This window comes from Oceanicaulis sp. (assembly GCF_051859625.1).
GTDB lineage: Bacteria > Pseudomonadota > Alphaproteobacteria > Caulobacterales > Maricaulaceae > Oceanicaulis.
On sequence record NZ_JBHYFH010000001.1, the window covers coordinates 905,596 to 929,291 of the forward strand.

Genomic DNA, 23,696 nt, shown 5'->3' on the forward strand with positions numbered 1-23,696 from the left:
ATTGATCCCCTCAGGCTCGGGCCTGTTGCCGCGCCTGACCGGCGCCCAGAACCCGCAAGACTTCACCAACCGAGGTGACGCCTTGGGACGCTTTGATCAAGCCATCTTCCAGCATGGTCAGATAACCGTCCTGACGCGCGGCGGCCAGCAGGCCCGCCGCATCCGCCCGGTCATTGATGGCGCTGCGCAAGGCTGGCGTCACGCGCGCCGCTTCAAACACGGCGACCCGGCCGGTATAGCCCTGACCGCCGCAATGATGGCAGCCGTCCGCGCTGCGCCAGTGCGAATGCGCCGGCAGACCTGTCGCGCCATCGCGCCGGGCTTCCGCCAACATCTTTTCGCCCAACGCCACGTCGTCAGGGCCCGCTGGGCGGGTGCAATGTTCGCACAAGCGCCGCACAAGGCGCTGGCCCATAAGTCCGCGCAAAGCCGATGACACGAGGAAGGGTTCAACCCCGAGATCAATCAGGCGCTCGATCGCCGCCAACGCCGAATTGGTGTGAAGCGTCGACAGAACCAGGTGACCGGTCAGCGCCGCCTGGGCGGAGATGGATGCGGTCTCGCCGTCCCGGATCTCACCAATCATGATCACATCAGGATCCTGACGCAGGATGGCGCGAAGCCCCTTGGCGAAGGTGTAGCCGATCTCGGACCGCGCCTGCACCTGGGTGATGCCGGCCATGTCATATTCGACCGGGTCTTCAATGGTGATGATCTTGCGTTCGCCGTCATTCACCAGCTCCAGGCCACGATAAAGCGTGGTGGACTTACCCGAGCCCGTGGGGCCGGTGACCAGGATCACGCCGTTGGGCTCGGCGATCAGCTGCTGGAACACGCTCATGGCGTGGCCTTCAAGCCCCAACCCCTCAAGGCTTGGCAATTCTTGCTGCTTTCGCAGAAGACGCAGCACCAGGCTTTCCCCCCAGGCGCCGGGCAGAGAAGACACGCGCAGGTCAATATCCTGTCCCGCAAAACGCACTGACTGACGCCCGTCCTGCGGCAAGCGCCGCTCGGCGATGTCCATGTTGGACAAGAGCTTGATCCGGCTGGCTACGGCGTCAAAACGCGCGCGCGGCAGGGTCTGCATCTGGTGCAGCACGCCGTCCACACGAAAGCGGATCTGGAAATGGCTTTCAAACGGCTCGATATGAACATCCGACGCGCGCCGCTGCAGGGCGTCTTCGAACACGCCGTTCACAAAGTCGATGACCGGCGCCTCTTCCGCCATCTCGCGCAGGCGCTGCGCATCTTCCATATCATCGCGCGCTTGCACCCGGCCCGCTGAACGCAAACCCGCAAGCGCCGTGTCGAGCAGGCGGTTTGGACCGAGCACGATCTGCACATCGCCCTGCGCCTGTCGCGACAGGGTTTCATGCAAGGCCGGATCCATGGGCGAGCGCGCAAACACGATCAGGGCGCGGGCGCCGTAATCGTGCGGCGATGTCGCGTCATGATCATCTGCCGCTTCGGCGGTCAATGACGCATCACCAGACTCCGGCGCATACCAGAGCACGGTGTCGTGCAGCAAAAGCCAGTCCACGGACACGCCCAGCGAGTCCGCCGCCTGACGATAGAGCGAGGGTGTTTCAGGCAAGTGATCAGGCGTCAGCACAGGCAGGTCAAGCTGATCAGAGAGCGCGGACAGCAACACGTCTTCTGAAACGGCGCCCAAGCGGAGCAAGGCCTGGCCGAACAGCGCCCCGATCTCGCCCTGATAACGGGCTGCGCGCTCAACATCGGTCGCGGTCACATAGCCGCGCTCCAGCAAAATGTCGCCAATCCGTCTGTGGTCCATGAAATCACTTGCCCCGATACGCCGCTGAGCTTTGGCGATCCTGCGCAGAGCATACTGCATCTCCCCATCGGGGAAAGCCGCGCGGTTCAGTCAAAACGCTGAGCCCCACTCGTATCCAGACAAAAAGAAAGGGCGGCCGAAGCCGCCCTTTCCATCCATTGATCCGAAGATCAGTAGGATTAGCCGTTGTCGTCACCCATGTCGGTCAGGGTGCCGTTGGTGCCGACCAGGAAGCGGCGGACGGAGACGCCAGCAGCTTCGAAGGAGAAGTCGATGTCAGCGCGGCCGAAGGCAGAGCCCACAGCAGCTTCGATATCAGCTTCGGTCATCAGCAGTTCGCCGTTGGTCAGCGTGCCAGCCGGGGTCACCACGTACTCACCGTCAACGTCAGCGGTGGAGTTGTCGAGGGTCACGCGGATGGTCGGCAGGGTGGCGCCGAGGCCAACTGCGCGGAACACATTGCTGGTGGAAGCATTCGTGTCGCCAACCCACTCAAAGGTGCCGATGTTGGAACCCTGACGAAGCAGCTCGTCGAGGTCGGTGTTGTTCACCGCGGAGTCGCCAGCGACCGTCAGGTCAGACGCGGCCGGAGCAGACACGGTGAAGGTTGCGGTCGGCTGCTGGTTAGCAATAGCCGCAACGTCAGCACCGGTTGCTTCGTTGGCGGTGATGGTGACGGAAGCACCGTCAAAATCGTCCATGTCGGATGCGTCCAGGTCGAACGTAGCAACGCCAGCAACCAGATCTTCGGTCACCGGAGTGCCGAGACCCAGGGTCACAGACGCGATACCAGCAGGCGCCGGGAAGGTCACGGTCAGTTCGCCACCGTCAACCTGAGTGTCAGCAGACGAGTCAGCTGCGGTGTTGCCAGCGTTTGCAGCAGCAACGATGACGCCAGCAGTGTCGGTGCCGGTCAGGGTGCCGAGAACACCGGTGCCGGTGAACACTTCATAGTCGCCAGCCAGAGACACGGCTTCGGAGGTGGCGTCGTCAGCGAAGGCATAGGTGAACGCCTTGGCGGTGCGGACATAGCCCTGGGTGCCGGCGGTGCCGCCGTCAACGTCAAGGGTGCCGGATTCCAGAACGGTGCCGGTTGCGGTCAGGGTCATCTCGAAAGAGATGTTGCCAGCGCCGGTGATTTCGATCGGGAAAGAGAACGCCAGGTCGCCATTGGTGTCGACGCAGGTGGTGGCGTCTTCAGTGGTGCCGTCCAGAGCGTAGGACACGGTCTGGGTGCCGGTGCCGCCAGCTGCGGAAATGTTGAATTCGCAGGTGGTGGTGGTGCCGATGTGGTTGGCGTCAGACAGGTTGCCGTCCCAAGACAGACCGCCGGAGAGGTCAAACTTGACGGTGACGGAGTCGGTCGCGGCCAGAGCGGCCAGAGCGGTGGTCTCGTCTGCGCCGAGGGTCAGTTCAACGTTACCGGTCGGTGCAGCTTCGGTCAGATCCAGCTCGGAAGCTAAAGACAAGGGACGCACCCAGGTCGTTGGTTGCGTTGCCGTTCTGGTCGCCGGAAGCGATCTGTGCGTTCGCAGCACCGGTCAGAAGAGCGGCGGCAGCAACGCCGGTGAGAAGGTTAGTCAGTTTCATCTGGGAATCCCCCAATTGATTTTTAGCCATGGCTGTTCAGCGCCATGGGGCCAAACATGAATTTGTCGTGCTCCTGCAGAGAACACGGTTTCACGCCCCCCTCAAGCGAGGCGCCGAACGATCGGAATAAAGGCGAGCTATGGTGTCAGTGTCAACCGGTTTATTGGTTTACGGCCTTCGCCTTCATACCTAATCCGGGCTCTTCTGAAACAGTTGTGGCCTTTGGGGCACGCCCCCGCGCCAGAAGAATGCCAACGCAATTGATCGCTCCTCAGTTGCAGCTCGGTTAGGCGCTTTTAGGTCTAGCGGCGAATGCTTAACAAGCCATTGCCCCTGTGCTCGCGCGATTATTGCGGATCATGAGGCCCTTGCTCGCGCATTGACCCGAGCTGAATGACCCCTTAGCGATCGCGGCAAGAGCCTGAAACGGGGAACCGAAGATGAATGCGCTAGCGAACCAATCCATAGCCTTGATGCGTGAAGCAAATGACTTTTTTCAGCGTCAAGAGCCCCTGAGCGCATCGTTGAAGTATCATGAAGCGCTTCATCTGGCCCCGGCGAATGCTGTCGCACTCCACAATCTCGCGGCTTTGCAAATGGGCGCCAACTCAGCCGCACAAAAAATGAGCGGGCTTTTTCTATTCAAGGTCGCCGCCACTCTGCTCAAGACCGACCAGTACCGCGCTGATTTCGCCATCGCGCTTTATAATATCGGCAAACCCAAACTGGCGCTTCGATACATCCATCTCATTCAGCCTCATCTGGACAATCCAACCAGCCTGGACCCCCTCAAAAAACAGATTGCCGAGAAAGCCAATTTGAGCAGGAGCGCCCTGACGGCCTTTCTGGCTCGCAAACCGGTCGTCACACCCCTGGAAGAGCTGAACGCCTTGGCCCAGAGCGGCCAGTTCGAGCGAATCATCTCCCTCGTCGAGAATCAGCTGTTTCAGGACATGCCTGACCCTCGGATTTGGCGCATTCTGGCTCAGGCCTATCGGATGACGACGCAAGTTCACCAGGCACAGGGCGCCGCCCTCGCCGCCATGGCGCTGGCTCCTGATGATGTCAGCCTGCATATCCTGAACATCGAGCTGTTGAGTTTTGGCGGGCTCAATTACCTCGCAGCCGCCAGCGCCAAGCGCAGCCTGCAGCGCATTCCTTCGGATACGCGGCTTTTGACCACCGCCAGCTATGCCTTTGCGGCTGATTCGCGCGCTGATGAAGCCATTGCGCTCTTTGAGTCCGCCGATGCGGAAGCCCGCAAGGACCGTCGCTTCCGTTTCGCCTATGCCAATGCCTTGTCAGACATGGATCTGCACACCCAAGCCCAGTCTGTGGTGCTGGAGCTCGCCCGGCAAAACCCGACCGATGAAGAGACTTTGCTCAATGCGCTTCGGATCCTGAACAAACCTGGCGGCGGGACGCAGATGAAGCAGGTCATCGACATCATGGACGAGAACGGTGTGAAAACGACTCGTGTCGCCGGTCACTTCTTCCGCGCCATGATGCACAATAATCTGGGGGAAACCGACAAGGCGCTCGCCATACTCGAGAGTCATTTTGATCCTGATGAGCTCGCCAGCGACGATCAGGCGAACTTCGCCATGATCGCTGGCCGACTTTACGATAAGGTCGGCGAATACGACAAAGCCTTCGAAAAGTACCAGTTCGGCAATGAATTGCATGCCCAGATGGCCGTCAAAACAGGACGCTTGTCCCCTGCCAACTACCCGGCCCGGGTCAAGGCTTTAACAGACGACCTTTTGTCCAAGGCTTCCGACTCGCTTGGCGCTCATACCGTAAAATCCCCGACAGACGCGCCGCAAGTCGCGTTCATATACAGCTTTCCGCGCTCAGGCACGACATTGCTGGACACGATCTTCCGGACACACTCAAAAATCGAAGTCCTGGAGGAGCTGCCGGTGATCCGGGACACGCTGCTGGACGCCCGCTTTCGCGATCAGCCCGTACAAAACGGGGCGAAAACCGAGGATTTGTTGCGCGCCTTCTACGACACCGACCCAGAATTGCTTCAACAATTCTATTTCAACAATCTGGCGAAGTACGCACGCACTGAGCTCGATCCACAGATCACCTATGTCGACAAGATGCCGCTGAACACGCCTTACGCCCGGTTGATCAAGTACATGTTCCCGGACGCCAAGCATATCTTTTCCCTGCGAGACCCGGCGGACGTCGTCACATCCTGCTTCGCGCAAAACTTTCTGATGAATGACGCCATGTATCACTTCACCTCGATAGAGCGCGCGGTCGCGCTCTATGACCAGATCATGAGCTACTGGGTGAAGGCGGAAGAGATCCTCGATATCGACGTCAGCTATGTGCGTTATGAAGACCTGGTCACCGACCTGCAAAAGGTCGTGCAACCCATTGTGGAAGGTTTGGGTCTGCCGTGGGAGGATGGACTTGTCGACTTCTGGAAAACGGCGCGCGAGCGAGAAGTCATTCGAACCGCCTCCGCTGATCAGGTTATCCAGAAACTCTACACAACGTCGCAAGGGCGCTGGACACGATATAGCGCCCTGACAGATGGCGCGCTCGCCCCACTCGAGCCTTGGCGCAAACATTTTGGTTACGCGTAACGATCAACTGACATGCTTGAACTCATCCCAGATACGGATTTTGGTCCGGACGCTCCTCTTCTGATCACGCCCACCCGATTCGGCGATTCGCGGGGCTGGTTCAGCGAGAGCTATAATCAGCGCCGCCTGGCCGACGCCGGCTTCGATCAACGTTTCGTGCAGGACAACCTGTCCTTCTCGGCCCATGCCGGCACGTTGCGCGGCCTGCATTATCAATCTCCGCCCCACGCCCAGGGCAAGCTGGTCGGGGTGATGACCGGCGCGATTCGGGATGTGGTGGTGGATATTCGGATGGGCTCCGACACCTATGGCCAGTGGGCGGCGGTGGAGCTGAGCGAGGAGAACGGGCGTCAGCTCTGGGTTCCGCCGGGCTATCTGCATGGCTTTGTGACTTTGGTCGCGAACACCCGGGTTGCCTATAAGGTGACCGACTATTACTCCAAGGAGCACGATGGATCGGTGGCGTACAACGATCCCGATCTGGGTGTCGACTGGGGGGTGGATGATCCGGTGTTATCGGATAAAGACGCCGCCGCGCCGCGCCTGAAAGACGTGGCCCCGCTCTTCCCCGCGGGGTGGGAGGGAGCCTAGCAATGCGAGTGTTGGTGACAGGCGGATCCGGCTTTATCGGCTCGGCGCTGGTGCGACGCCTTGTGCTGGAGACCGGCTGGGACGTGCTCAATCTCGACGCGCTGACCTACGCCGCCTCTCCCGCGTCTCTGGCGGATCTCGACGGTCATCCCCGATACAGCTTCCTGCACGCGGACATTCGCAACGCGGAGGCGGTTCACCAGGCGTTTGACCGGTTTGAACCTGACGCCGTGATGCATCTGGCGGCGGAAAGCCATGTGGATCGCTCGATCACCGGGGCAAAAGACTTCGTCGACACCAATGTGCTGGGCACGTTCACCCTCCTGGAGGCCGCGCGCGCCTATCGCGACACGCGCGGCGCCGCGGCGGACCGGTTCTGCTTCTTGCATGTGTCGACTGATGAAGTGTTCGGCTCGCTTGGTGAAGACGGCAAATTCTCCGAAACGACGGCCTATGATCCGTCCTCGCCCTATTCGGCTTCCAAGGCGGCGTCCGATCATCTGGCGCGCGCCTGGGGCCGCACCTACGGGCTGGATGTGCGGGTGTCGAACTGTTCCAACAATTACGGGCCGCGTCAGTTTCCGGAGAAACTGATCCCCCTGATGATCCTGAAAGCGCTGTCAGGCGAAGCCCTTCCGGTTTATGGCGACGGCTCAAACGTGCGCGACTGGCTGTATGTGGACGACCATGCGCGGGCGCTGGAGCTGGTGGTCAGCCAGGGCGAGGCGGGGCAAACCTATTGCATCGGCGGCGACGCCGAGCGGACAAATCTTCAGGTCGTCCGTGCGATTTGCGACCGGCTGGACGCGATCCGCCCAGCAGAGTCAGACCGCTCTGAACAGATCCAGTTCGTCACCGATCGCCCCGGTCATGATCAGCGCTATGCGATCGACGCCAGCACCATAAAGGCCAAGCTGGGCTGGAGCCCGTCCGTCAGCTTCGAAGACGGCCTCGCCGCAACGCTCGACTGGTATCTGGCGCATGAGGACTGGTGGCGACCCATCCTCGACAAGAGCTATCAGGGCGAACGGCTGGGTCTGAGCGCATGACGCCGGACCCGAGGGACGCCGACTCCCCGATCCTTGTGATCGGGCGCACGGGGCAATTGGCGCGAGCGCTGGCGTCGCAAAGCGACGCTGTAACGACCTGCGGGCGTGATCAGTTCGACCTCGCCCAGCATGACCCCGCCGCTTTGCTGGACCATCATCGCCCCCGGATCGTGATCAACGCCGCCGCCTATACCGATGTGAACGGCGCGGAAAACGACGAGATGGCCGCCCATGCGCTCAATTGCGCCGGCCCCGCGCGACTCGCGGCGGCCTGCAAGGCCCGCGGCGTCGGCTTTCTCCATGTCTCCACTGACTATGTGTTTGATGGGACGCCGGGGCAGGCTCCCTATGCCGAGACGGCGCCGACCAACCCGCTCAATGTCTATGCACGCACCAAGCATCAGGGCGAGCAGGCCATCCTTGATGTCTGCGACACCGCGCTGATCCTGCGCGCCGCCTGGATCTTTGACGCACGCGGCGGCAGCTTTCTCAACGCCATCCTGAACCGGCTCGATCAAGGACAGCCGCTCAAGGTCGTGGATGACCAGATCAGCACGCCCAGCTGGGCGCCCGATCTGGCGCAGGCGCTCCTGACCCTCGCCGCTAAGACTGAACGGCCGAGCGGCGTCTTTCACTATAAGGGCGGTGACTATGCCAGCTGGTATGATTTCGCCAGGGCCGCTGCGGACCTGGCGCGGCCGCACCTGAACGGCGAACCCGTGATCGAAGCGGTGGATTCAAGCGCCTTCCCGCAAGCCGCCGAACGCCCGAAAGACACGCGGTTGAACGCCCAAGCCTTGCTGGATGCGGCTGGAATCGACGCCGGAGACTGGCGCGCGGGCTTGCCTGAAGTGATCGCTCAGCGCTATGAGCAGCGCATAGGTTGAGTGAGCGTGCGTCATGTCGAAAACAACAAAGGGTATTATTCTGGCTGGCGGATTAGGCAGCCGCTTGCGCCCGATCACATTGGCGGTGTCAAAGCAACTCCTGCCAATCTATGACAAGCCACTGATCTTCTATCCGTTTTCGACGCTCCTTCTCGCCGGCATCCGCGAGATCATGATCATCACCACGCCTGAGGCGAAGTCGTCTTATGAGCTCTTGCTGGGGGATGGCTCTCGCTATGGCGTGACCATTCAGTACGCTGAGCAGGACGAGCCGCGCGGCCTGGCCGAGGCCTTTCTTATCGGTGAAGAGTTCATCGGCGACGACAATGTGGCCCTGATCCTGGGCGACAACCTCTTTCATGGCGCCGGGCTCGTCGAGGGGCTGCGCACGGCTGGCGAGTTTGACGAGGGCGCGCTGGTCTTCGCCTATCATGTGGCCGATCCGACCGCCTTCGGCGTTGTCGAGCTTGATGATGAGGGACGCGCCGTCAGCCTGGAGGAAAAGCCGAAAAAACCGCGCAGCAACTGGGCGGTGACCGGGCTTTATTTCTATGATTCCAGCGTTGTCGAGATCGCCAAGTCCATCACGCCCTCCGCACGCGGCGAGCTTGAGATCACCTCCGTCAACGAAGCCTATATGGAGCGCGGCCAGCTGAAGGTTCAGCTCTTGTCGCGCGGCGTCGCCTGGCTGGACACGGGCACGGTGGAAGGCATGGTGGAGGCGACGGAATATGTCCGCGCCATCGAGAAGCGCCAGGGCCTGAAGATCGCCTGCCCGGAAGAGATCGCCTGGCGCAACGGCTTCATCACCGACGAACAGCTCAAGAAGACCGCCAACGCCATTCCCAACGCCTATGGCGCGTACTTGAAAAACCTGCTCAAGGCGGAACGCCGCTAAGCCATATCAGACAAAGGATCTGACCATGTCCCTTAACGCTCTCGCACGGTCTTTCGGTCAGATCTGCCTTGAGGCCGCCATCCCAGTGATGGAGGTCTATGAAAGCGACTTCACGGCTGAGCAAAAAGCCGACAAGTCGCCTGTGACCGAAGCCGACAAGCGCGCTGAAGTCATCATACTGGACGCGCTTTCAAAGCTGTTGCCCGATACGCCGGTGCTGGCTGAGGAAAGCTTTGAGGCGGGCGTTCGCCCCTCCGTCAGCGATGAGTTCTTGCTGGTGGACCCGGTGGACGGCACCAAGGAATTCATCGCAAAACGCGGTGAGTTCACCATCAATATCGCCCTGATCCGCAAGGGCGTTCCGGTGGCGGGCGCGGTCTACGCACCGGCGCTCAAACAGCTCTATCTGGGCGGCGAAACCGCGTTTACGGGCACGTTTGAGCCCGGTGAGACGCTGGACGAAACGCGGCTGTCAAAAGCGCAAACCCGTCCCACGCCAGACGCCGGCATGACCGCTGTGATGAGCCGCTCTCATGCGGACGAGCAGACCAAGGCCTTCGCTGAAGCCAAGGGCGTGGTTGAAGCGATCTCGGCAGGGTCATCGCTGAAGTTTTGCAAACTCGCCGAGGGCGCGGCGGATCTGTATCCGCGCTTTGGCCCCACCATGGAATGGGACACCGCTGCTGGCCACGCCGTGCTCAACGCCGCTGGCGGCGCGGTGACAGAGCCGGACGGCGCGCCCTTCCGCTATGGCAAGACTGCGGACGGCTACAAAAACGGCGCATTCGTCGCCTGGGGCCAGCCGCCGCACTAGTGGCCGCGGCTGACATCCAGATTGGGTGAGCGGGCCTAGCCGATAAAGCCGCGTGCGATCAGTTCCTCGATCACACGCTCGGCCGCGTCCTCCGCTGACAGATCATCCGTCTTGAGGTGAATCTCGGCGCTCTCAGGCGCTTCATACGGGCTGTCAAACCCGGTGAAGTTCTTGATTTCGCCCGCCTGAGCCTTCTTGTAGAGCCCTTTGGGGTCCCGCTCGATGCAGACCTCAAGCGGCGCATCAACAAAGATCTCGACGAATTCGCCCGCCTCAACCTGTTCGCGCACCATCTGACGCTCGGACCGGAAGGGCGAGATGAACGAGCAGGTCACGATCAGGCCTGCGTCGACGAACAGCTTGGCCACCTCGCCAATGCGGCGGATGTTTTCCACCCGGTCCGCATCGGTGAAGCCGAGATCCTTGTTCAGGCCGTGGCGCACATTGTCGCCATCCAGCGAATAGGTGTGACGGCCCGCTTCCGCCAGCTTGCGCTCGACCAGATTGGCGATGGTGGATTTGCCAGCGCCCGAAAGCCCGGTGAACCACAGCACGGCGGGCTTTTGCCCCTTCATGTCAGCGCGGCGATCCTTGTTCACATCCATGGCGTGGGTGTGAATATTGCTCGCACGGCGCAAGGAGAACTCGACCATGCCCGCACCCACCGTCTGATTGGTGAAGCGGTCGATCAGGATGAAGGATCCTGTTTCACGTTGATCGGTATAAGGATCAAATGCGATGGGGCGCGAGGTCGACAGGGTGCAAACGCCGATTTCATTGAGCTTGAGCGACTTGCCCGGCTCTTTCTCGAAACTGTTGACGTTGAGCTTGTGCTTGAGCGTCGTCACAGAGGCCGGAACGATCTGGCCCCCCGCCTTCAGAAGATAAGAGCGCCCCGGCAGCATCTCTTCATCGGTCATCCAAAGTATTTCGGCTGCGAACTGATCCGAGACTTCGGGGCGCTGCTGCGGATCGGCCAACATGTCGCCGCGCGCGATATCGATCTCGCGATCCAGCACCAGGGTCACCGCATCGCCCGCCTTGGCGCTGTCGCGATCGCCGTCTGCGGTCACGACGCGTGCGATCTGGGCGCTTTTCCCTGAATGAGCCACCACCACGTCATCGCCGCGCGACACCTCGCCAGACGCAACCGTGCCGGAAAAGCCGCGGAAATCCAGATTAGGCCGGTTCACCCACTGCACGGGGAAGCGGAACGCATAGGCCGCTTCCTTGTCCACATTGGTGTCCACCCGCTCCAGATGCTCCATCAAGGTCGGGCCGTCATGCCATTGCATGGAGTCAGAGCGCGCAAAGATATTGTCGCCATAACGCGCCGAAATCGGGATCGGCGTGATGGACGCGAACCCAAGATCTTCGGCGATGGTCAGATATTCAGATACGATCTCGTGGAATCGCGCGCGCGAATGATCCACCAGATCCATCTTGTTCACCGCCACCACGGCATGGCGAATGCCCATCATGTTGGCGATATAGGTGTGGCGCTTGGTCTGGGTCAGCACGCCCTTGCGCGCATCCACCAAGATGATGGCAAGGTCAGCCGTGGAGGCGCCCGTCGCCATGTTGCGCGTATATTGTTCATGGCCGGGCGTGTCTGCGACGATGAATTTGCGCTTTTCGGTGTTGAAGAACCGATAGGCCACATCAATCGTGATGCCCTGCTCGCGCTCGGCTTCCAGACCATCCAGCAACAACGCGAAATCAATCTCTTCGCCCGCCGTGCCGTGCTTGCGGGAGTCGCGTTCGAGAATCTTGATCTGGTCTTCAAAGAGCAGCTTGGAATCAAACAACAAACGACCGATCAGGGTCGACTTTCCGTCGTCCACGGAGCCGCAGGTGATGACCCGCAGAACGCCGTTCTCACCCGCACGTGTGAGGCGTTCTGTGACTTCGGTGCGGATCGCATCATCAGCCATCTTAGAAATACCCCTCGCGCTTTTTCTTCTCCATGGAGCCCGCCTCGTCAAAGTCGATCAGGCGGCCGGCGCGTTCAGACGTCCGCGCGGTCAGCATCTCCAGTACGATGTCGTCCAGCGTTTCCGCCTCGCTCTCCACAGCGCCAGTGAGCGGGTAGCAGCCCAGCGTGCGGAAGCGGATCTTGCGCATTTGCGGCGTTTCGCCCGCCTGCAAATCCATCCGGTCGTCATCGACCATGATCAGCGTGCCGTCACGCTCTACCACAGGTCGTTCGCCTGCGAAATAAAGTGGGACAATCGGGATGTCCTCTTCGAGGATGTACTGCCAGATATCCACTTCGGTCCAGTTGGACAGCGGGAACACGCGTATGCTCTCACCCTTGCGGATGCGGGTGTTATAGGTGCGCCACAATTCGGGGCGCTGATTGCGCGGGTCCCAGGCATGGGAGGCGTTGCGGAAGGAGAAGACGCGCTCCTTGGCGCGGGATTTCTCTTCATCGCGACGCCCGCCGCCAAAGGCTGCGTCATACCGGCCGTCATTGAGCGCCTGCAGAAGGCCTTCCGTGCGCATGACCTGGGTGTGGAGCGCTGAGCCGTCAGTGAACGGATTGATCGCCTGCTTGCGGCCTTCCTCATTCACCCAGACGATCATGTCGAGCCCCAGCGCTTCGCTCAGCGTGTCGCGAAAGGCGCCCATGGCCTGAAATTCCCACAAAGAGTCGATGTGCAGGAACGGGAAAGGCGGCTTGGACGGGAAAAACGCCTTCATCGCCAGATGCAGCATGACCGTGGAGTCCTTGCCGATCGAATAGAGCATGACCGGGCGCTCAAACTCGGCCGCCACTTCGCGCATGATATGAATGGCTTCCGCTTCCAGCGCCTGTAGATGCGGCGAAAGCCGTCGTCTCGGCTCGGCGGAGCTACCGTTGAAGCGCTGCGCATAAGCTCGAATACGCGACTGGATGTCGGTCATATCGACGTCCCTTGGTCAGGAGAAGATCAGCAGTTGTGGTAGTCAGTTTATGAACTTTTGCAAAGTCTAGAAACCGGTCAAATCAAACCTTGTGTGCAGCGCACCATAATTCTGCACGCTTGTGACGAATATGAAACGGGCGACCCTGTAGGGGCCGCCCGCTTTCGTCGCTTGAATTTCAATGCAGCGCAGCATCCCGGCCGCGCGCGCCAGCCTAGACGGATGCACGCACCGCTGCGATCACCTGCTCAAGCCGATCGCCTTCCAGATACGCGTCCATGGGCAGCGACACGACGCGACCCGCAGCCGCTTCGGTGACCGGCAGGCCGCCCGGCATCTGGGTGAACGCCGCATAGCAATCTTGCAGGTGCAACGGCACCGGATAATAGACCGCGGTCGGCACCTGACGCTCGGCCAGCTTGGCGCGGAACGCGTCGCGATCCTCGACTTCCACAGTGTATTGCGCCCAGGTGGAGACGCCGCCCTCGATGACCTTGGGCGCTTTCACCACATCGCCAAAGCCCTTGGCGTAGGCGTCGGCCGCGACATTGCGGCCTTTTATTTCGTCTGCGAAGATTTCGAGCTTCAGCAACAACACCGCCGCCTGGATCGTATCCAGACGCGAATTGAGGCCGATGCGGGCATAGTAATAGCGCTCATCCGCCTCGCCGTGATTGCGCAGCGACTTCATCAGATGCTGCAGCTCATCATCCTGGGTCAACACCGCGCCGCCATCGCCGTAACAGCCCAAAGGCTTTGCGGGATAAAAGCTGACAGTGGTCACATCCGCCCATTCGGCCGGGTGCCGACCATTCAGGGTGCAGCCATAGCCTTGGGCGCTGTCAGCGATCAGCTTCATACCGTTGGCTTTGCAGATCTCGGCGATCGCGGGATAGTCCGCTGGCTGGCCGAACAGGTCCACAGCGATCACCGTATGCGGGTTCAGGCCTTCCGCCTTCGCCCAGGCGACCGCCTGCTCCAGGTGTGCAGGGTCCATGCAATAGGTGTCAGGGTCGATATCCACGAACACCGGGTGCGCGCCCAGATGGGCCGGCATTTCAGCCGTCGAGGCGAAGGTGAAGCTCGGCACGAAGATCGCGTCTTTCTCACCGACCTGCCAGGCCATGAGCGGCAAAGCCAGCGCATCAGTGCCATTGGCGCAGGTCAGCGCATGCCTGGCCGCGCCGAATTGCGACAGACGCTCTTCGAGCTCGGTGACTTCGGGCCCGAAGATATAGCGCCCCTCCTCGATCACTTTGGCGATGGCCTGATCGAGCCTGGGCTGAAGGCGGGCGCGCTGAGTGGCGAGATCGATGAAAGGCAGCATGGCGCGGATTCCTGACGCTGTGCGAATAAGATGACGTCACGCTCTTATTGGCTTCGGTGTTTGGAGAAAAGTCACGAAGCCTGTCGTTTTATTTCACCTGAGGCGCCCAGGGCCGCGCGATTGCATCCGGTCCGCGATCAGCCTACCACCTCAGCACCGTAGCCAGCACGGGGATCGAGCCCATGAAACAGTATTTTGGCACTGACGGCATCCGCGGTCGGGCGAACCAGCCGCCCATGACCCCCGAAGTCGCCTTGAAGCTGGGCCGGGCCATAGGCTCCTTCGTCCGTCAGGGCGAACGCCGCCACATGGTCGTCATCGGCAAGGACACCCGATTGTCGGGATACATGATCGAACACGCCATGGTGGGCGGTCTGACCGCAGCCGGGATGGATGTACGGCTGATCGGTCCGTGCCCAACCCCCGCCATCGGCATGCTGACCCGCTCCATGCGCGCCGATCTCGGCATCATGATCACGGCGTCGCACAATCCCTACACCGATAACGGCATCAAGCTGTTCGGCCCCGACGGCTTCAAGCTGGCAGACGCCAGCGAGCTGGAGATCGAACGCCTGATCGAACAGGATCCGGACGCGTCATCCGTGGACGGCGAAAAGATCGGCAAGCTCGATCACTACAAGGACGCCTATGGCCGCTATATCGAGGGCGCCAAGGCGAGCTTCCCACGTGAGCTGTCGCTGGCGGGCATCAAGGTGGTGGTCGATTGCGCCAATGGCGGCGGCTACAAGACCGCGCCCATCGCGCTGTGGGAGCTGGGCGCGGATGTTCACCCCATCGGTGTGTCGCCCAACGGCACCAACATCAATCGCGAATGCGGCTCCACCGCGCCAGACGCCATGATCAAGGCCGTGCGTGAGCTGGGCGCGGATATCGGCATCGCCCTCGATGGTGATGCGGACCGCGCCATATTGTGTGACGAGAAGGGCCATCTGATCGACGGCGATCAGATCATCGCCCGCATCGGCAAGGACCAGTATGACACCGGCCAGCTGCGCGGCGATGGCGTGGTGACCACGGTGATGAGCAATTTCGGGCTGGAGCGTTACCTGACGTCAGAAAACCTCAAGCTCATCAGAACCAAAGTCGGCGACCGCCATGTGGTCGAGGCCATGCGTAGCGGCGGCTATAATGTGGGCGGCGAGCAGTCTGGCCATGTGGTCTTGCTTGATCACGCCACCACCGGCGACGGGCTGATCGCCGCGCTTCAGGTTCTGGCGAGCTGCGTGCGCGCCCAGAAGCCGGCCAGCGAGATTTGCCATCTCTTCGAACCGGCGCCTCAGATCCTGATCAATGTGCGCTATGAGGGCGCTTCGCCGCTGGAGCTTGAGAGCGTGCAGAAGGCGCAAGCCGACGCCGAAGCCCGGCTGGGCAATCAGGGCCGGTTGGTGTTGCGAAAATCAGGCACCGAGCCGCTGATCCGGGTGATGACCCAGGGTGATGACGACCAGCTGGTCAAATCAGTGGCGGAGGATCTCGCCGAGGCGATCCGGCAGGCGGCGGGTTAAACCCGCCGCTCACCGTTCAGAAGCCCCGACAACAGCGCGGTGCTGGCGGTTTCGTCCGCCTTCAGCGCCATCGCCGCAAACGCTTCGAGATAGCCCTGCGGCGAGCCGGTGTCATAGGTGACGCCGTCAAACTTGTAGGCGTGGAAATGCCGGCTCTTGAGCAGCGTGACCATGGAATCCGTCAGCTGGATCTCACCGCCCGCGCCCGGCGACTGAGCGCCCAGCAGATCCATGATCTGCGGCTCGAGGATATATCGGCCTGACAGCATCAGGTTGGACGGCGCCTGGTCCACGGGCGGTTTTTCAACCATGCCCGTCATTTCCAGAAGCACGCCCTTGTCCTCGCCCGGTTCGATCACGCCGTATTTTGAGACGTCCTCATGCGGCACGGCCTCGACGGAGACCATATTGCCGCCCGTGTCGGCATAGGCGTCGACCATGCCCTTCAGGCACGGCTTGGCGCCATCCATGATCATGTCGGGCAGCATCACCGCGAACGGATCATCGCCCACCAGATCGCGCGCGCACCAGATGGCGTGTCCCAGACCTTTGGGAGCCTGCTGGCGAACAAAGCTGCACGCGCCGGCTTCAGGGCGCAGCGCATTGAGGGTGTCCAGCAGATCGGTCTTGTTCTTCTGGGCCAGCGCCGTTTCCAACTCGAAGGCGTGATCGAAATAATCCTCGATCGCGCCCTTATTGCGCCCGGTGATGAAGATGAAATGCTCGATCCCGGCGGCGATGGCCTCATCGACCACATATTGCAGCGCCGGACGGTCATAGACCGGCAGCAGCTCTTTGGGGATGACCTTGGTGGCGGGCAGGACACGCGTCCCGAACCCGGCGACTGGAATTACGGCTTTGCGAACGGCCCGCGACATACTCACCCCCTAGCGTGTTCAGCGTGGTTGATAGCTTGTGGACCGCGCCGCCGCAATGTCTGCGCGAGCCGGTTTATTCAACCGTCACAGACTTCGCCAGATTTCGCGGCTGGTCCACATCGGTGCCTTTGAGCGACGCCGTGTGATAGGCGAGCAGCTGGATGGGCGCCGCCGCGACGATGGGGCGGATAAAATCGGGGCAATCAGGCATCATCACCACATGAGCGGCGGCGTCACCCGCCAAGGCAGCGCCTTTGTCGTCCGTGATCAAAATGACTTCGGCGCCGCGCGCGGCGACTTCCTGCATGTTCGAGAGCGTCTTCTCGAACAGCGCGTCATGGGGAGCGACCACAACAACCGGCGTTCCCTCTTCGATCAGCGCGATCGGGCCGTGCTTGAGCTCGCCGGCGGCATAGCCCTCAGCGTGAATATAGCTGATTTCCTTAAGCTTCAGCGCGCCTTCCATGGCCAGCGGGTGGTAGACGCCGCGCCCCAGATAGAGCACGTCGCGCACCTGGGTCAGACGATGGGCGATCGCCTCGATCTGCGGCTCCGCCGCCAGCGCGGCGTTGATCAGGCGCGGCGTTTCGAGAAGCGCTGTGACGAAACGCGCTTCATCCGCCTCGCTCAAAACACCCCGTGCCCGCCCTGCCCCAATGGCGAGGCACGCCAGCGCGGTCAATTGCGCAGTGAAAGCCTTGGTCGACGCCACGCCGATTTCAGGGCCGGCCTGGGTCTGGGCGATCGCGTCCGCTTCCCGCGCAATGGAGGACTCCGCGACATTGACCACCGCCAGGGTTTTCGCGCCCGCGGCCTTGCAATAGCGAAGCGCCGCCAGCGTATCGGCGGTTTCACCCGATTGCGAGATGAACAGCGCCGCATCCTGGGGGCCGATCACCGGGTCGCGATAGCGGAACTCCGACGCCACATCGATCTCCACCGCCAAGCGTGCATGCGCTTCAAACCAGTGCTTGGCGATCGCGCCGGCATAGAACGCCGTGCCGCACGCCGTGCTCAGCAAGCGATTGACATGGGCCCAGTCCAGCAGCTCACCCGTATTGAAACGTCCCGCATCCACATCGACATAACGCGACAGGGTATGGGCGATGGCGTCGGGCTGCTCATGGATTTCCTTTTCCATGAAGTGGCGATACTCGCCCTTGTCGGCGAACCCGGCCACAGCGCGGGACACATGCACTTCGCGATTGGCGGGGCGTTTCTCCGCGTCGAGGATGCGCACGTCATCGGCGGTCACAACCGCGCGGTCGCCTTCCTCAAGATAAATCACCTTGTTCGTCCAGCCTGCGAGCGCGAGGGAATCTGAACCCACATAGCCCTCGGCTTCACCCAGACCGACCACCAGCGGACACCCTGACCGCGCCACATAGAGCGCCCCGGGCTCGTCCACATTCAGCGCCGCCAGCGCATAGGCGCCGCGCAAGCGGTCGACCGCCGCATTGAAAGCTGCGGCCATGTCCAGACCCTGTTTGAGGCCTGAGGCGATCAGATGCGCGATGACTTCTGAATCGGTCGGCGTCGTGCACGCAAAGCCTTCGGTTTCCAATTCCGCGCGCAAATCCTGGAAGTTCTCAATGATGCCGTTATGCACGATGGCGACCGGCCCTGAGGCGTGAGGGTGCGCGTTCTCAAGGGTGGGAGCGCCATGAGTGGCCCAGCGCGTATGCCCGATGCCGATGACGCCGTCCGTGGGCGCCTGGGCGATCGCCTGGTCCAGACCTGCGATCTTGCCGGGCGCACGGCGACGCTCGAGCACGCCCTGAGGCGTGATGACGGCGACGCCCGCTGAGTCATAACCGCGGTATTCCAGTCGCCGCAGCCCGTCCACAAGACGTTCCGTAACCTGGGTCGAACCGACAATGCCGACAATACCGCACATAGACTGCTCCTGAGCTCAAACCGTTCGCGCCCGTCTTCGATAGTCAGAGCGCTTGGCCCTGACTAGCGAAAGACGTGCCGTAATCGCACGAAAGGCTTCAACAATTACTGCGGCGGGTTTCAGGCGAAGATGCGGCTATCGTCCGATGCTGACATATTTGAAGCCGCGCTCGGCCATGTCGGAAGGATCGTAGATATTGCGCAGATCCACCAGGATCGAGCCCTTCATGCATTCACGCACCCGATCAAGGTCGAGCGCCCGGAATTCATTCCACTCGGTGATGATCACCATCACGTCAGCGTCTTCCGCACACAGATAGGCGCCTGTGGTCATCTCCACATCACTCAGAAGCTTTTCCGCTTCCAGCGCGCCGGCCGGGTCATAGGCCTTGATCTTCGCGCCGGCTTTCTGAAGCGCCGGAATGATGTCGAGGCTGGGCGCGTCGCGCATATCGTCCGTATTCGGCTTGAAGGTCAGCCCCAGCACCGCGACGGTCTTGCCCGAGACATCGCCGTCGCACGCCTTGATGACCTTGTCGGCCATCGCCGCCTTGCGCGCATCATTGATCTCGACCACCGTCTCCACCAGACGCACCGGGCTGTCATATTCCTGCGCCGTACGGGTCAGCGCCAACGTATCCTTGGGAAAGCATGAGCCGCCATAGCCAGGGCCGGCGTGCAGGAACTTGCCGCCAATGCGGTTATCCAGCCCGATGCCCTTGGCCACTTGCTGCACATCCGCGCCCACAGCCTCGCACAGATCCGCCATCTCGTTGATGAAGGTGATCTTCATCGCCAGGAAGGCGTTCGCGGCGTATTTGATCAGCTCCGACGTCCGGCGCGCGGTGAACACGATCGGCGTCTCGTTGAGAAAGAGCGGACGATACAGTTCACGCATCACATCGCGCGCGGTGTCGTCTTCAACGCCGACGACAACCCGGTCCGGGCGCTTGAAGTCTTCGATCGCAGCGCCTTCGCGCAAGAACTCAGGGTTGGAGACCACCGCGAACTCAGCATCGGGCCGCGTCTTGCGGATCACCGCCTCCACCTCATCGCCCGTGCCGACCGGCACGGTGGATTTGGTCACGACGACCGTGAAGCCGTCCATCGCCTTGGCGATTTCTTCGGCCGCTGCGTAGACATAGCTTAGATCAGCATGGCCATCGCCACGGCGCGAGGGCGTCCCCACCGCGATGAACACCACATCCGCCGCCTTCACCGCTTCGGTCAGGTCGGTTTCAAAATCCAGACGCCCCTCGCGCACATTGCGCTCGATCAGCAGGTCCAGACCGGGCTCATAAATCGGCACGCCGCCCGAGCGCAGCTGTTCGATCTTGTCCGCATTCTTGTCGATGCAGGTCACATGATGACCGAAGTCCGCGAAACACGCCCCGGACACAAGCCCCACATACCCGGTGCCAATCATTGCTACGCGCATCATAAATCTCCAATCGGGCTGAACAGCGCCCCGCCCAAAGAAAAGTCTTGCTCAGTCCGGCATGTCGCGCACGCACGCTGCGCAGCGGCCAAGCACCCACGGATCACCCTAGCGCGGGTCCATCCTGTATTTCGCCAGCATGGCGTCGGCCGCCGGCAAACTCCAGTTCCGCCCTTTTTTCAGAAGAATCACTCGGCCACTGCGGCGCACGACATCAAACAGCTCTTCCAGCTCTTCGTAATGTGAGCGATCTCCGTAATCATCAACGGCGTAGATCACATGATCGTCAGTGCGCAAGGACGCATTGACCGTGGTGGCGACCCTGAATCGCCCATCGACCAGGACAAAATCCACTTCATCAACAGGGATTTGGGACCATGGCCCCTTGAGATAGGCGTCACTTGCAGCCGAAGACATTTGAACAGGATAACCCCATTCCTTGACCGCCCCGACATCGGCATGGATGAAACTCACACGCCGTCCAGCCTGCAACGCTTGTACATTCGGATCAGATTGGATGTGTTCGATCCAGTTCGGATCCGTCTCGACGCTGTAAAGGTGACCCACGCCCGTTTTGGCCGCGATCCGGGTCGAACCGCCAATGCCGAACTCAACCGCGACCCGCGCCGCGTCATAGAACTCGGCCACGCAGCGTCGTCCTTCATCATCGAGCGCCGCCGGGACATCCACGATATCCTCTTCGAGCACACGGATAGGCGTGGTCTCTAGGTGTTCGACGGCAGGTTTCGCGCTCTTTTTCTTCGCATTGCGGTCATACCCGCTTTCGAGCAAGGTCCGCAGGCCCGCTTCCCAACGCGAGATGCAAAGCTTCCAGTCATGCATCTGCTCCGTCCGAGCCCGAATGCGCGCAGCCAGGTCCGCCTGGTTCTCGATCGCCCAGCACAATTGTTGATAAATCGCGTCTGAATCGGATGGGAAGGGGAAGGTTGCGCTCAACTGCGGGTCATGCAGCTCGGCAATGATGTTGCGGTCATAGCCGCACATCACAGCGCCCGCCATCTGGGCCTCAATGTTCTGGACTTCATAGATCGCGCGGTCTCTCCACAAGGGCTCGAACTTGTGGATCGTGCCGCGGACATGGGGCGCGCTCTGGGCGTAATCTATGAAGCAATAGACCCAGGCCGGATTGATGAACTGCTCAGCCAGCTGATCATAGGGCATGAAATCAAGATGCGTCGCGCCCTCAACGCCGATGGGTCGTCCCAGGGATACGATTTGAAGATCAGGATATCGCTCTCGCAGGCGCTCAAGCGGCTCCACAAAGTGTGCGATCGCCCAGTCATCAGCGGTGTTGGGCACGTCAACCGCGATGAAGGGCGTTTCTGACTTCATATTGGGATGAAACAGCTCGGGATCCGCGCCGCGGCCGACAAAGCCGTACCGATCCGGCGAATAGGAGTCAGACTTGTAATTTGTGACGACCGCCACGTCTTCTTTCAGCGCAAAAGCGGCGTAATCGAAGGTCGAGAACATGTTTCGGGCCGCGACGCCGTCGCGCACAGGCGCGGTTTTCGGGAAATTCTTCGTCACGACACGGGATTTGGCGGCAAAGCGTTTGAAATACGCGTCCCAGACAGCATGGTCGGTCACCTGCCAGATCAACACGTCACACGGCGCGATATCCTCAATCTCTTCGACGAAGATCGGGCGGATATCAAACGCTTCGCCCAGCTTCGGCAATTCGTTGAGATCATCAAATTCATTCAGGGAGATAATGTGATCCAGCTCGGCGCGTTCCCGAAAGGGGATCACCAGCTCGACCTCATGGCCCCAATGAGACAGCCAGCGCGCCTCGTTCAGGGACATCACTCCGCAGAACCCGGGCTGAATGACAGGGTGCTGCCCGATAATCACTACTTTCAAAATGCTCTCCAATTGAGGCGCTTAATCGTCTGAATGCGTCTGTGCTGGGCGTGGCGTGTCTCAACAAAACAGGCTGAGACGCGGTGTTACAGCTCCTGATCGAAAGCGCCGATCTCGGGATGATGGGCCAGCTCGTCCTTTATGGCGGCGAAGATCGCTTTCACATCATCCTTGCTGTCGGGGCTTTCCACCACAATCACAAGATTGGGCGTGTTGGAACTGGCGCGCACCAGCCCCCAGGCGCCGCCCTCCAGGGTGAAGCGCACCCCATTGACGGTGTTCACATCAATGATCGTACGCCCCGCCAGCTGGGCGCCGTCGGCATGGCGTTTCTGGAACGCCGCCACAATGCGGTCGACTACGTCGTATTTTTCTTCGTCCGAGCACGCCGGCGACATGGTCGGCGAGCCGTAGCTGACGGGCAGATCGTTCTTCAGATCCGCAACCGTCTTGCCGGGATTGCGCTCCAGCATTTCCAGAATGCAGCGCGCGGCGACGATGCCGTCGTCATAGCCGCGCCCCACCGGCGGCTGCAGGAAGAAATGGCCCGACTTTTCAAAGCCCGCCAGCGCGCCCAACTCATTGGCGCGGCGCTTGATGTAGGAATGGCCGGTCTTCCAGTACTCGGTCTCGCAGCCATTGGCCTTGAGCACCGGGTCGATGGCGAACAGGCCGGTGGATTTCACGTCGACCACAAACTTCGCGCCCTTATGGCGCTCGGACAGATCGCGGGCGAGCATGAGGCCCACCTTGTCGGCGAAGATTTCCTCACCGGTATTGTCCACCACGCCGCAGCGATCGCCATCGCCGTCAAAGGCGAGACCGATATCCGCGCCGGTCTCCTTCACCCGCGCCGACATGGCGTGCAGCATTTTCATGTCTTCAGGGTTGGGATTGTATTTGGGGAAGGTGTGGTCGAGCTCGCAATCCATGGCGATGACCTCCACTCCCATGGCTTCAAGCACCTCAGGAGCAAACGCGCCCGCCGTGCCATTGCCGCACGCGACCACGGCCTTGATCTTGCGCTTCAGCGACAGACTGTCTGACAGCTCGGCCTTATAAGCCTCCGCCACGCCCATTTCGCGCACATATCCGCCGCCCGGTCGCGCCACGCCTTCGTCATTCAGGACGATTTCCTTCAGACGGCTCATCTCCTTGGGGCCGAAGGTCAGGGGGCGCTCGACGCCCATTTTCACCCCGGTCCAACCGTTTGAATTATGGCTGGCGGTGACCATCGCCACAGATTCAATATCAAGATGGAATTGCGCGAAATAGGCGGTCGGCGACAGAGCGAGGCCGATATCATGAACTTCAACGCCCGCCTGCATCAGCCCCACTTCCAGAGCCTGCTTGACGCTAAGCGAATAGCTGCGGAAGTCATGGCCGGTGACGATCTTGGGCGCTTTGCCCAATTCATGGATCAGCGTGCCGAGGCCCAGGCCAAGCGCCTGTATGCCGTAAAGGTTGATCTGGGGCGGCTTGTCAGAGCCCGGATGGCCGAACCACCAGCGCGCATCATACTCCCGAAAGCCGGTCGGCGTGACGAAAGCTTCGGTCTCGTAATCCCAGGTATTAGGCTGAAGATCGGTGCGCATTGTCATCCCCTCTTGTCG

At 61.1% G+C, this 23,696-nt stretch carries 17 protein-coding genes; 7 read left to right on the forward strand and 10 right to left on the reverse strand.

Going from position 1 to position 23,696, the window contains the following annotated elements; genetic code table 11:
- Positions 1-10 precede the first annotated feature (10 nt).
- Positions 11-1,795, reverse strand: a complete 1,785-nt coding sequence (locus ACTIGF_RS04380) for a GspE/PulE family protein (protein ID WP_439635708.1) — start codon at positions 1,793-1,795, stop codon at positions 11-13.
- Positions 1,796-1,974: 179 nt separating this feature from the next.
- The gene (locus ACTIGF_RS04385) at positions 1,975-3,264 is read right to left on the reverse strand and encodes a hypothetical protein (protein WP_439635709.1); all 1,290 of its coding nucleotides are present in this window, start codon (positions 3,262-3,264) and stop codon (positions 1,975-1,977) included.
- 744 nt (positions 3,265-4,008) lie between these two features.
- Between ACTIGF_RS04385 and ACTIGF_RS04390 the strand changes: the two genes are divergently transcribed.
- The 6 genes from ACTIGF_RS04390 to cysQ are packed head-to-tail and all read left to right on the forward strand — an operon-like array spanning position 4,009 to position 10,227.
- Positions 4,009-5,988 carry a sulfotransferase gene (locus ACTIGF_RS04390; protein WP_439635710.1) on the forward strand — a complete coding sequence of 660 codons (1,980 nt, stop codon included), beginning with the start codon at positions 4,009-4,011 and terminating at the stop codon, positions 5,986-5,988.
- Between the two features lie 12 nt (positions 5,989-6,000).
- Complete coding sequence (gene rfbC, locus ACTIGF_RS04395) at positions 6,001-6,579, forward strand: dTDP-4-dehydrorhamnose 3,5-epimerase (protein ID WP_439635711.1); 579 nt, start codon at positions 6,001-6,003, stop codon at positions 6,577-6,579.
- Positions 6,580-6,581: 2 nt separating this feature from the next.
- The gene (gene rfbB / locus ACTIGF_RS04400; protein WP_439635712.1) at positions 6,582-7,628 is read left to right on the forward strand and encodes a dTDP-glucose 4,6-dehydratase; all 1,047 of its coding nucleotides are present in this window, start codon (positions 6,582-6,584) and stop codon (positions 7,626-7,628) included.
- Entirely contained in the window at positions 7,625-8,515 is an 891-nt protein-coding gene (rfbD, locus tag ACTIGF_RS04405) for a dTDP-4-dehydrorhamnose reductase (RefSeq protein ID WP_439635713.1), read from the forward strand. The genes rfbB and rfbD overlap by 4 nt, the downstream gene beginning before the upstream one ends.
- 13 nt (positions 8,516-8,528) lie before the next feature.
- A complete protein-coding gene (gene rfbA / locus ACTIGF_RS04410; RefSeq protein ID WP_439635714.1) occupies positions 8,529-9,413 on the forward strand; it encodes a glucose-1-phosphate thymidylyltransferase RfbA in 885 nt (294 codons plus the stop codon).
- A gap of 25 nt (positions 9,414-9,438) precedes the next feature.
- Positions 9,439-10,227 carry a 3'(2'),5'-bisphosphate nucleotidase CysQ gene (gene cysQ, locus ACTIGF_RS04415; protein WP_439635715.1) on the forward strand — a complete coding sequence of 263 codons (789 nt, stop codon included), beginning with the start codon at positions 9,439-9,441 and terminating at the stop codon, positions 10,225-10,227.
- A 35-nt stretch (positions 10,228-10,262) separates the two neighbouring features.
- On the opposite strand, the gene cysN is transcribed toward cysQ, so the two are convergent.
- From cysN to ACTIGF_RS04430, 3 genes are all read right to left on the reverse strand, one after another.
- A complete protein-coding gene (cysN, locus tag ACTIGF_RS04420; RefSeq protein ID WP_439635716.1) occupies positions 10,263-12,161 on the reverse strand; it encodes a sulfate adenylyltransferase subunit CysN in 1,899 nt (632 codons plus the stop codon).
- Between the two features lies 1 nt (position 12,162).
- Positions 12,163-13,134, reverse strand: a complete 972-nt coding sequence (gene cysD, locus ACTIGF_RS04425) for a sulfate adenylyltransferase subunit CysD (protein ID WP_439635717.1) — start codon at positions 13,132-13,134, stop codon at positions 12,163-12,165.
- Between the two features lie 214 nt (positions 13,135-13,348).
- A complete protein-coding gene (locus ACTIGF_RS04430) occupies positions 13,349-14,461 on the reverse strand; it encodes a DegT/DnrJ/EryC1/StrS family aminotransferase (protein ID WP_439635718.1) in 1,113 nt (370 codons plus the stop codon).
- Between the two features lie 182 nt (positions 14,462-14,643).
- On the opposite strand from ACTIGF_RS04430, the gene glmM reads away from it, so the two are divergent.
- Positions 14,644-15,987, forward strand: coding sequence for a phosphoglucosamine mutase (gene glmM / locus ACTIGF_RS04435; protein ID WP_439635719.1), 1,344 nt, complete (start codon positions 14,644-14,646; stop codon positions 15,985-15,987).
- Here glmM and galU read toward each other — a convergent pair.
- The 5 genes from galU to ACTIGF_RS04460 all read right to left on the reverse strand — a co-directional run bounded on the left by galU (position 15,984) and on the right by ACTIGF_RS04460 (position 23,678).
- Entirely contained in the window at positions 15,984-16,865 is an 882-nt protein-coding gene (gene galU / locus ACTIGF_RS04440) for a UTP--glucose-1-phosphate uridylyltransferase GalU (protein ID WP_439635720.1), read from the reverse strand. The genes glmM and galU overlap by 4 nt on opposite strands.
- A gap of 73 nt (positions 16,866-16,938) precedes the next feature.
- Positions 16,939-18,762, reverse strand: a complete 1,824-nt coding sequence (glmS, locus tag ACTIGF_RS04445) for a glutamine--fructose-6-phosphate transaminase (isomerizing) (RefSeq protein WP_439635721.1) — start codon at positions 18,760-18,762, stop codon at positions 16,939-16,941.
- A 135-nt stretch (positions 18,763-18,897) separates the two neighbouring features.
- On the reverse strand, positions 18,898-20,199 hold the full coding sequence (locus tag ACTIGF_RS04450) for a UDP-glucose dehydrogenase family protein (protein WP_439635722.1): 1,302 nt from the start codon (positions 20,197-20,199) through the stop codon (positions 18,898-18,900).
- Positions 20,200-20,307: 108 nt separating this feature from the next.
- Positions 20,308-22,083 carry a hypothetical protein gene (locus ACTIGF_RS04455; RefSeq protein WP_439635723.1) on the reverse strand — a complete coding sequence of 592 codons (1,776 nt, stop codon included), beginning with the start codon at positions 22,081-22,083 and terminating at the stop codon, positions 20,308-20,310.
- Positions 22,084-22,169: 86 nt separating this feature from the next.
- Complete coding sequence (locus ACTIGF_RS04460; protein ID WP_439635724.1) at positions 22,170-23,678, reverse strand: phosphomannomutase/phosphoglucomutase; 1,509 nt, start codon at positions 23,676-23,678, stop codon at positions 22,170-22,172.
- Positions 23,679-23,696: the final 18 nt, after the last annotated feature.

Coding starts and splice junctions, on each gene's coding strand:
- ACTIGF_RS04380 (WP_439635708.1), bottom strand. CDS start 1,795: ATGGACCACAGACGGATTGGCGACATTTTGCTGGAGCGCGGCTATGTG.
- ACTIGF_RS04390 (WP_439635710.1), top strand. CDS start 4,009: ATGAGCGGGCTTTTTCTATTCAAGGTCGCCGCCACTCTGCTCAAGACC.
- rfbC (WP_439635711.1), top strand. CDS start 6,001: ATGCTTGAACTCATCCCAGATACGGATTTTGGTCCGGACGCTCCTCTT.
- rfbB (WP_439635712.1), top strand. CDS start 6,582: ATGCGAGTGTTGGTGACAGGCGGATCCGGCTTTATCGGCTCGGCGCTG.
- rfbD (WP_439635713.1), top strand. CDS start 7,625: ATGACGCCGGACCCGAGGGACGCCGACTCCCCGATCCTTGTGATCGGG.
- rfbA (WP_439635714.1), top strand. CDS start 8,529: ATGTCGAAAACAACAAAGGGTATTATTCTGGCTGGCGGATTAGGCAGC.
- cysQ (WP_439635715.1), top strand. CDS start 9,439: ATGTCCCTTAACGCTCTCGCACGGTCTTTCGGTCAGATCTGCCTTGAG.
- cysN (WP_439635716.1), bottom strand. CDS start 12,161: ATGGCTGATGATGCGATCCGCACCGAAGTCACAGAACGCCTCACACGT.
- cysD (WP_439635717.1), bottom strand. CDS start 13,134: ATGACCGACATCCAGTCGCGTATTCGAGCTTATGCGCAGCGCTTCAAC.
- ACTIGF_RS04430 (WP_439635718.1), bottom strand. CDS start 14,461: ATGCTGCCTTTCATCGATCTCGCCACTCAGCGCGCCCGCCTTCAGCCC.
- glmM (WP_439635719.1), top strand. CDS start 14,644: ATGAAACAGTATTTTGGCACTGACGGCATCCGCGGTCGGGCGAACCAG.
- galU (WP_439635720.1), bottom strand. CDS start 16,865: ATGTCGCGGGCCGTTCGCAAAGCCGTAATTCCAGTCGCCGGGTTCGGG.
- glmS (WP_439635721.1), bottom strand. CDS start 18,762: ATGTGCGGTATTGTCGGCATTGTCGGTTCGACCCAGGTTACGGAACGT.
- ACTIGF_RS04450 (WP_439635722.1), bottom strand. CDS start 20,199: ATGCGCGTAGCAATGATTGGCACCGGGTATGTGGGGCTTGTGTCCGGG.
- ACTIGF_RS04460 (WP_439635724.1), bottom strand. CDS start 23,678: ATGCGCACCGATCTTCAGCCTAATACCTGGGATTACGAGACCGAAGCT.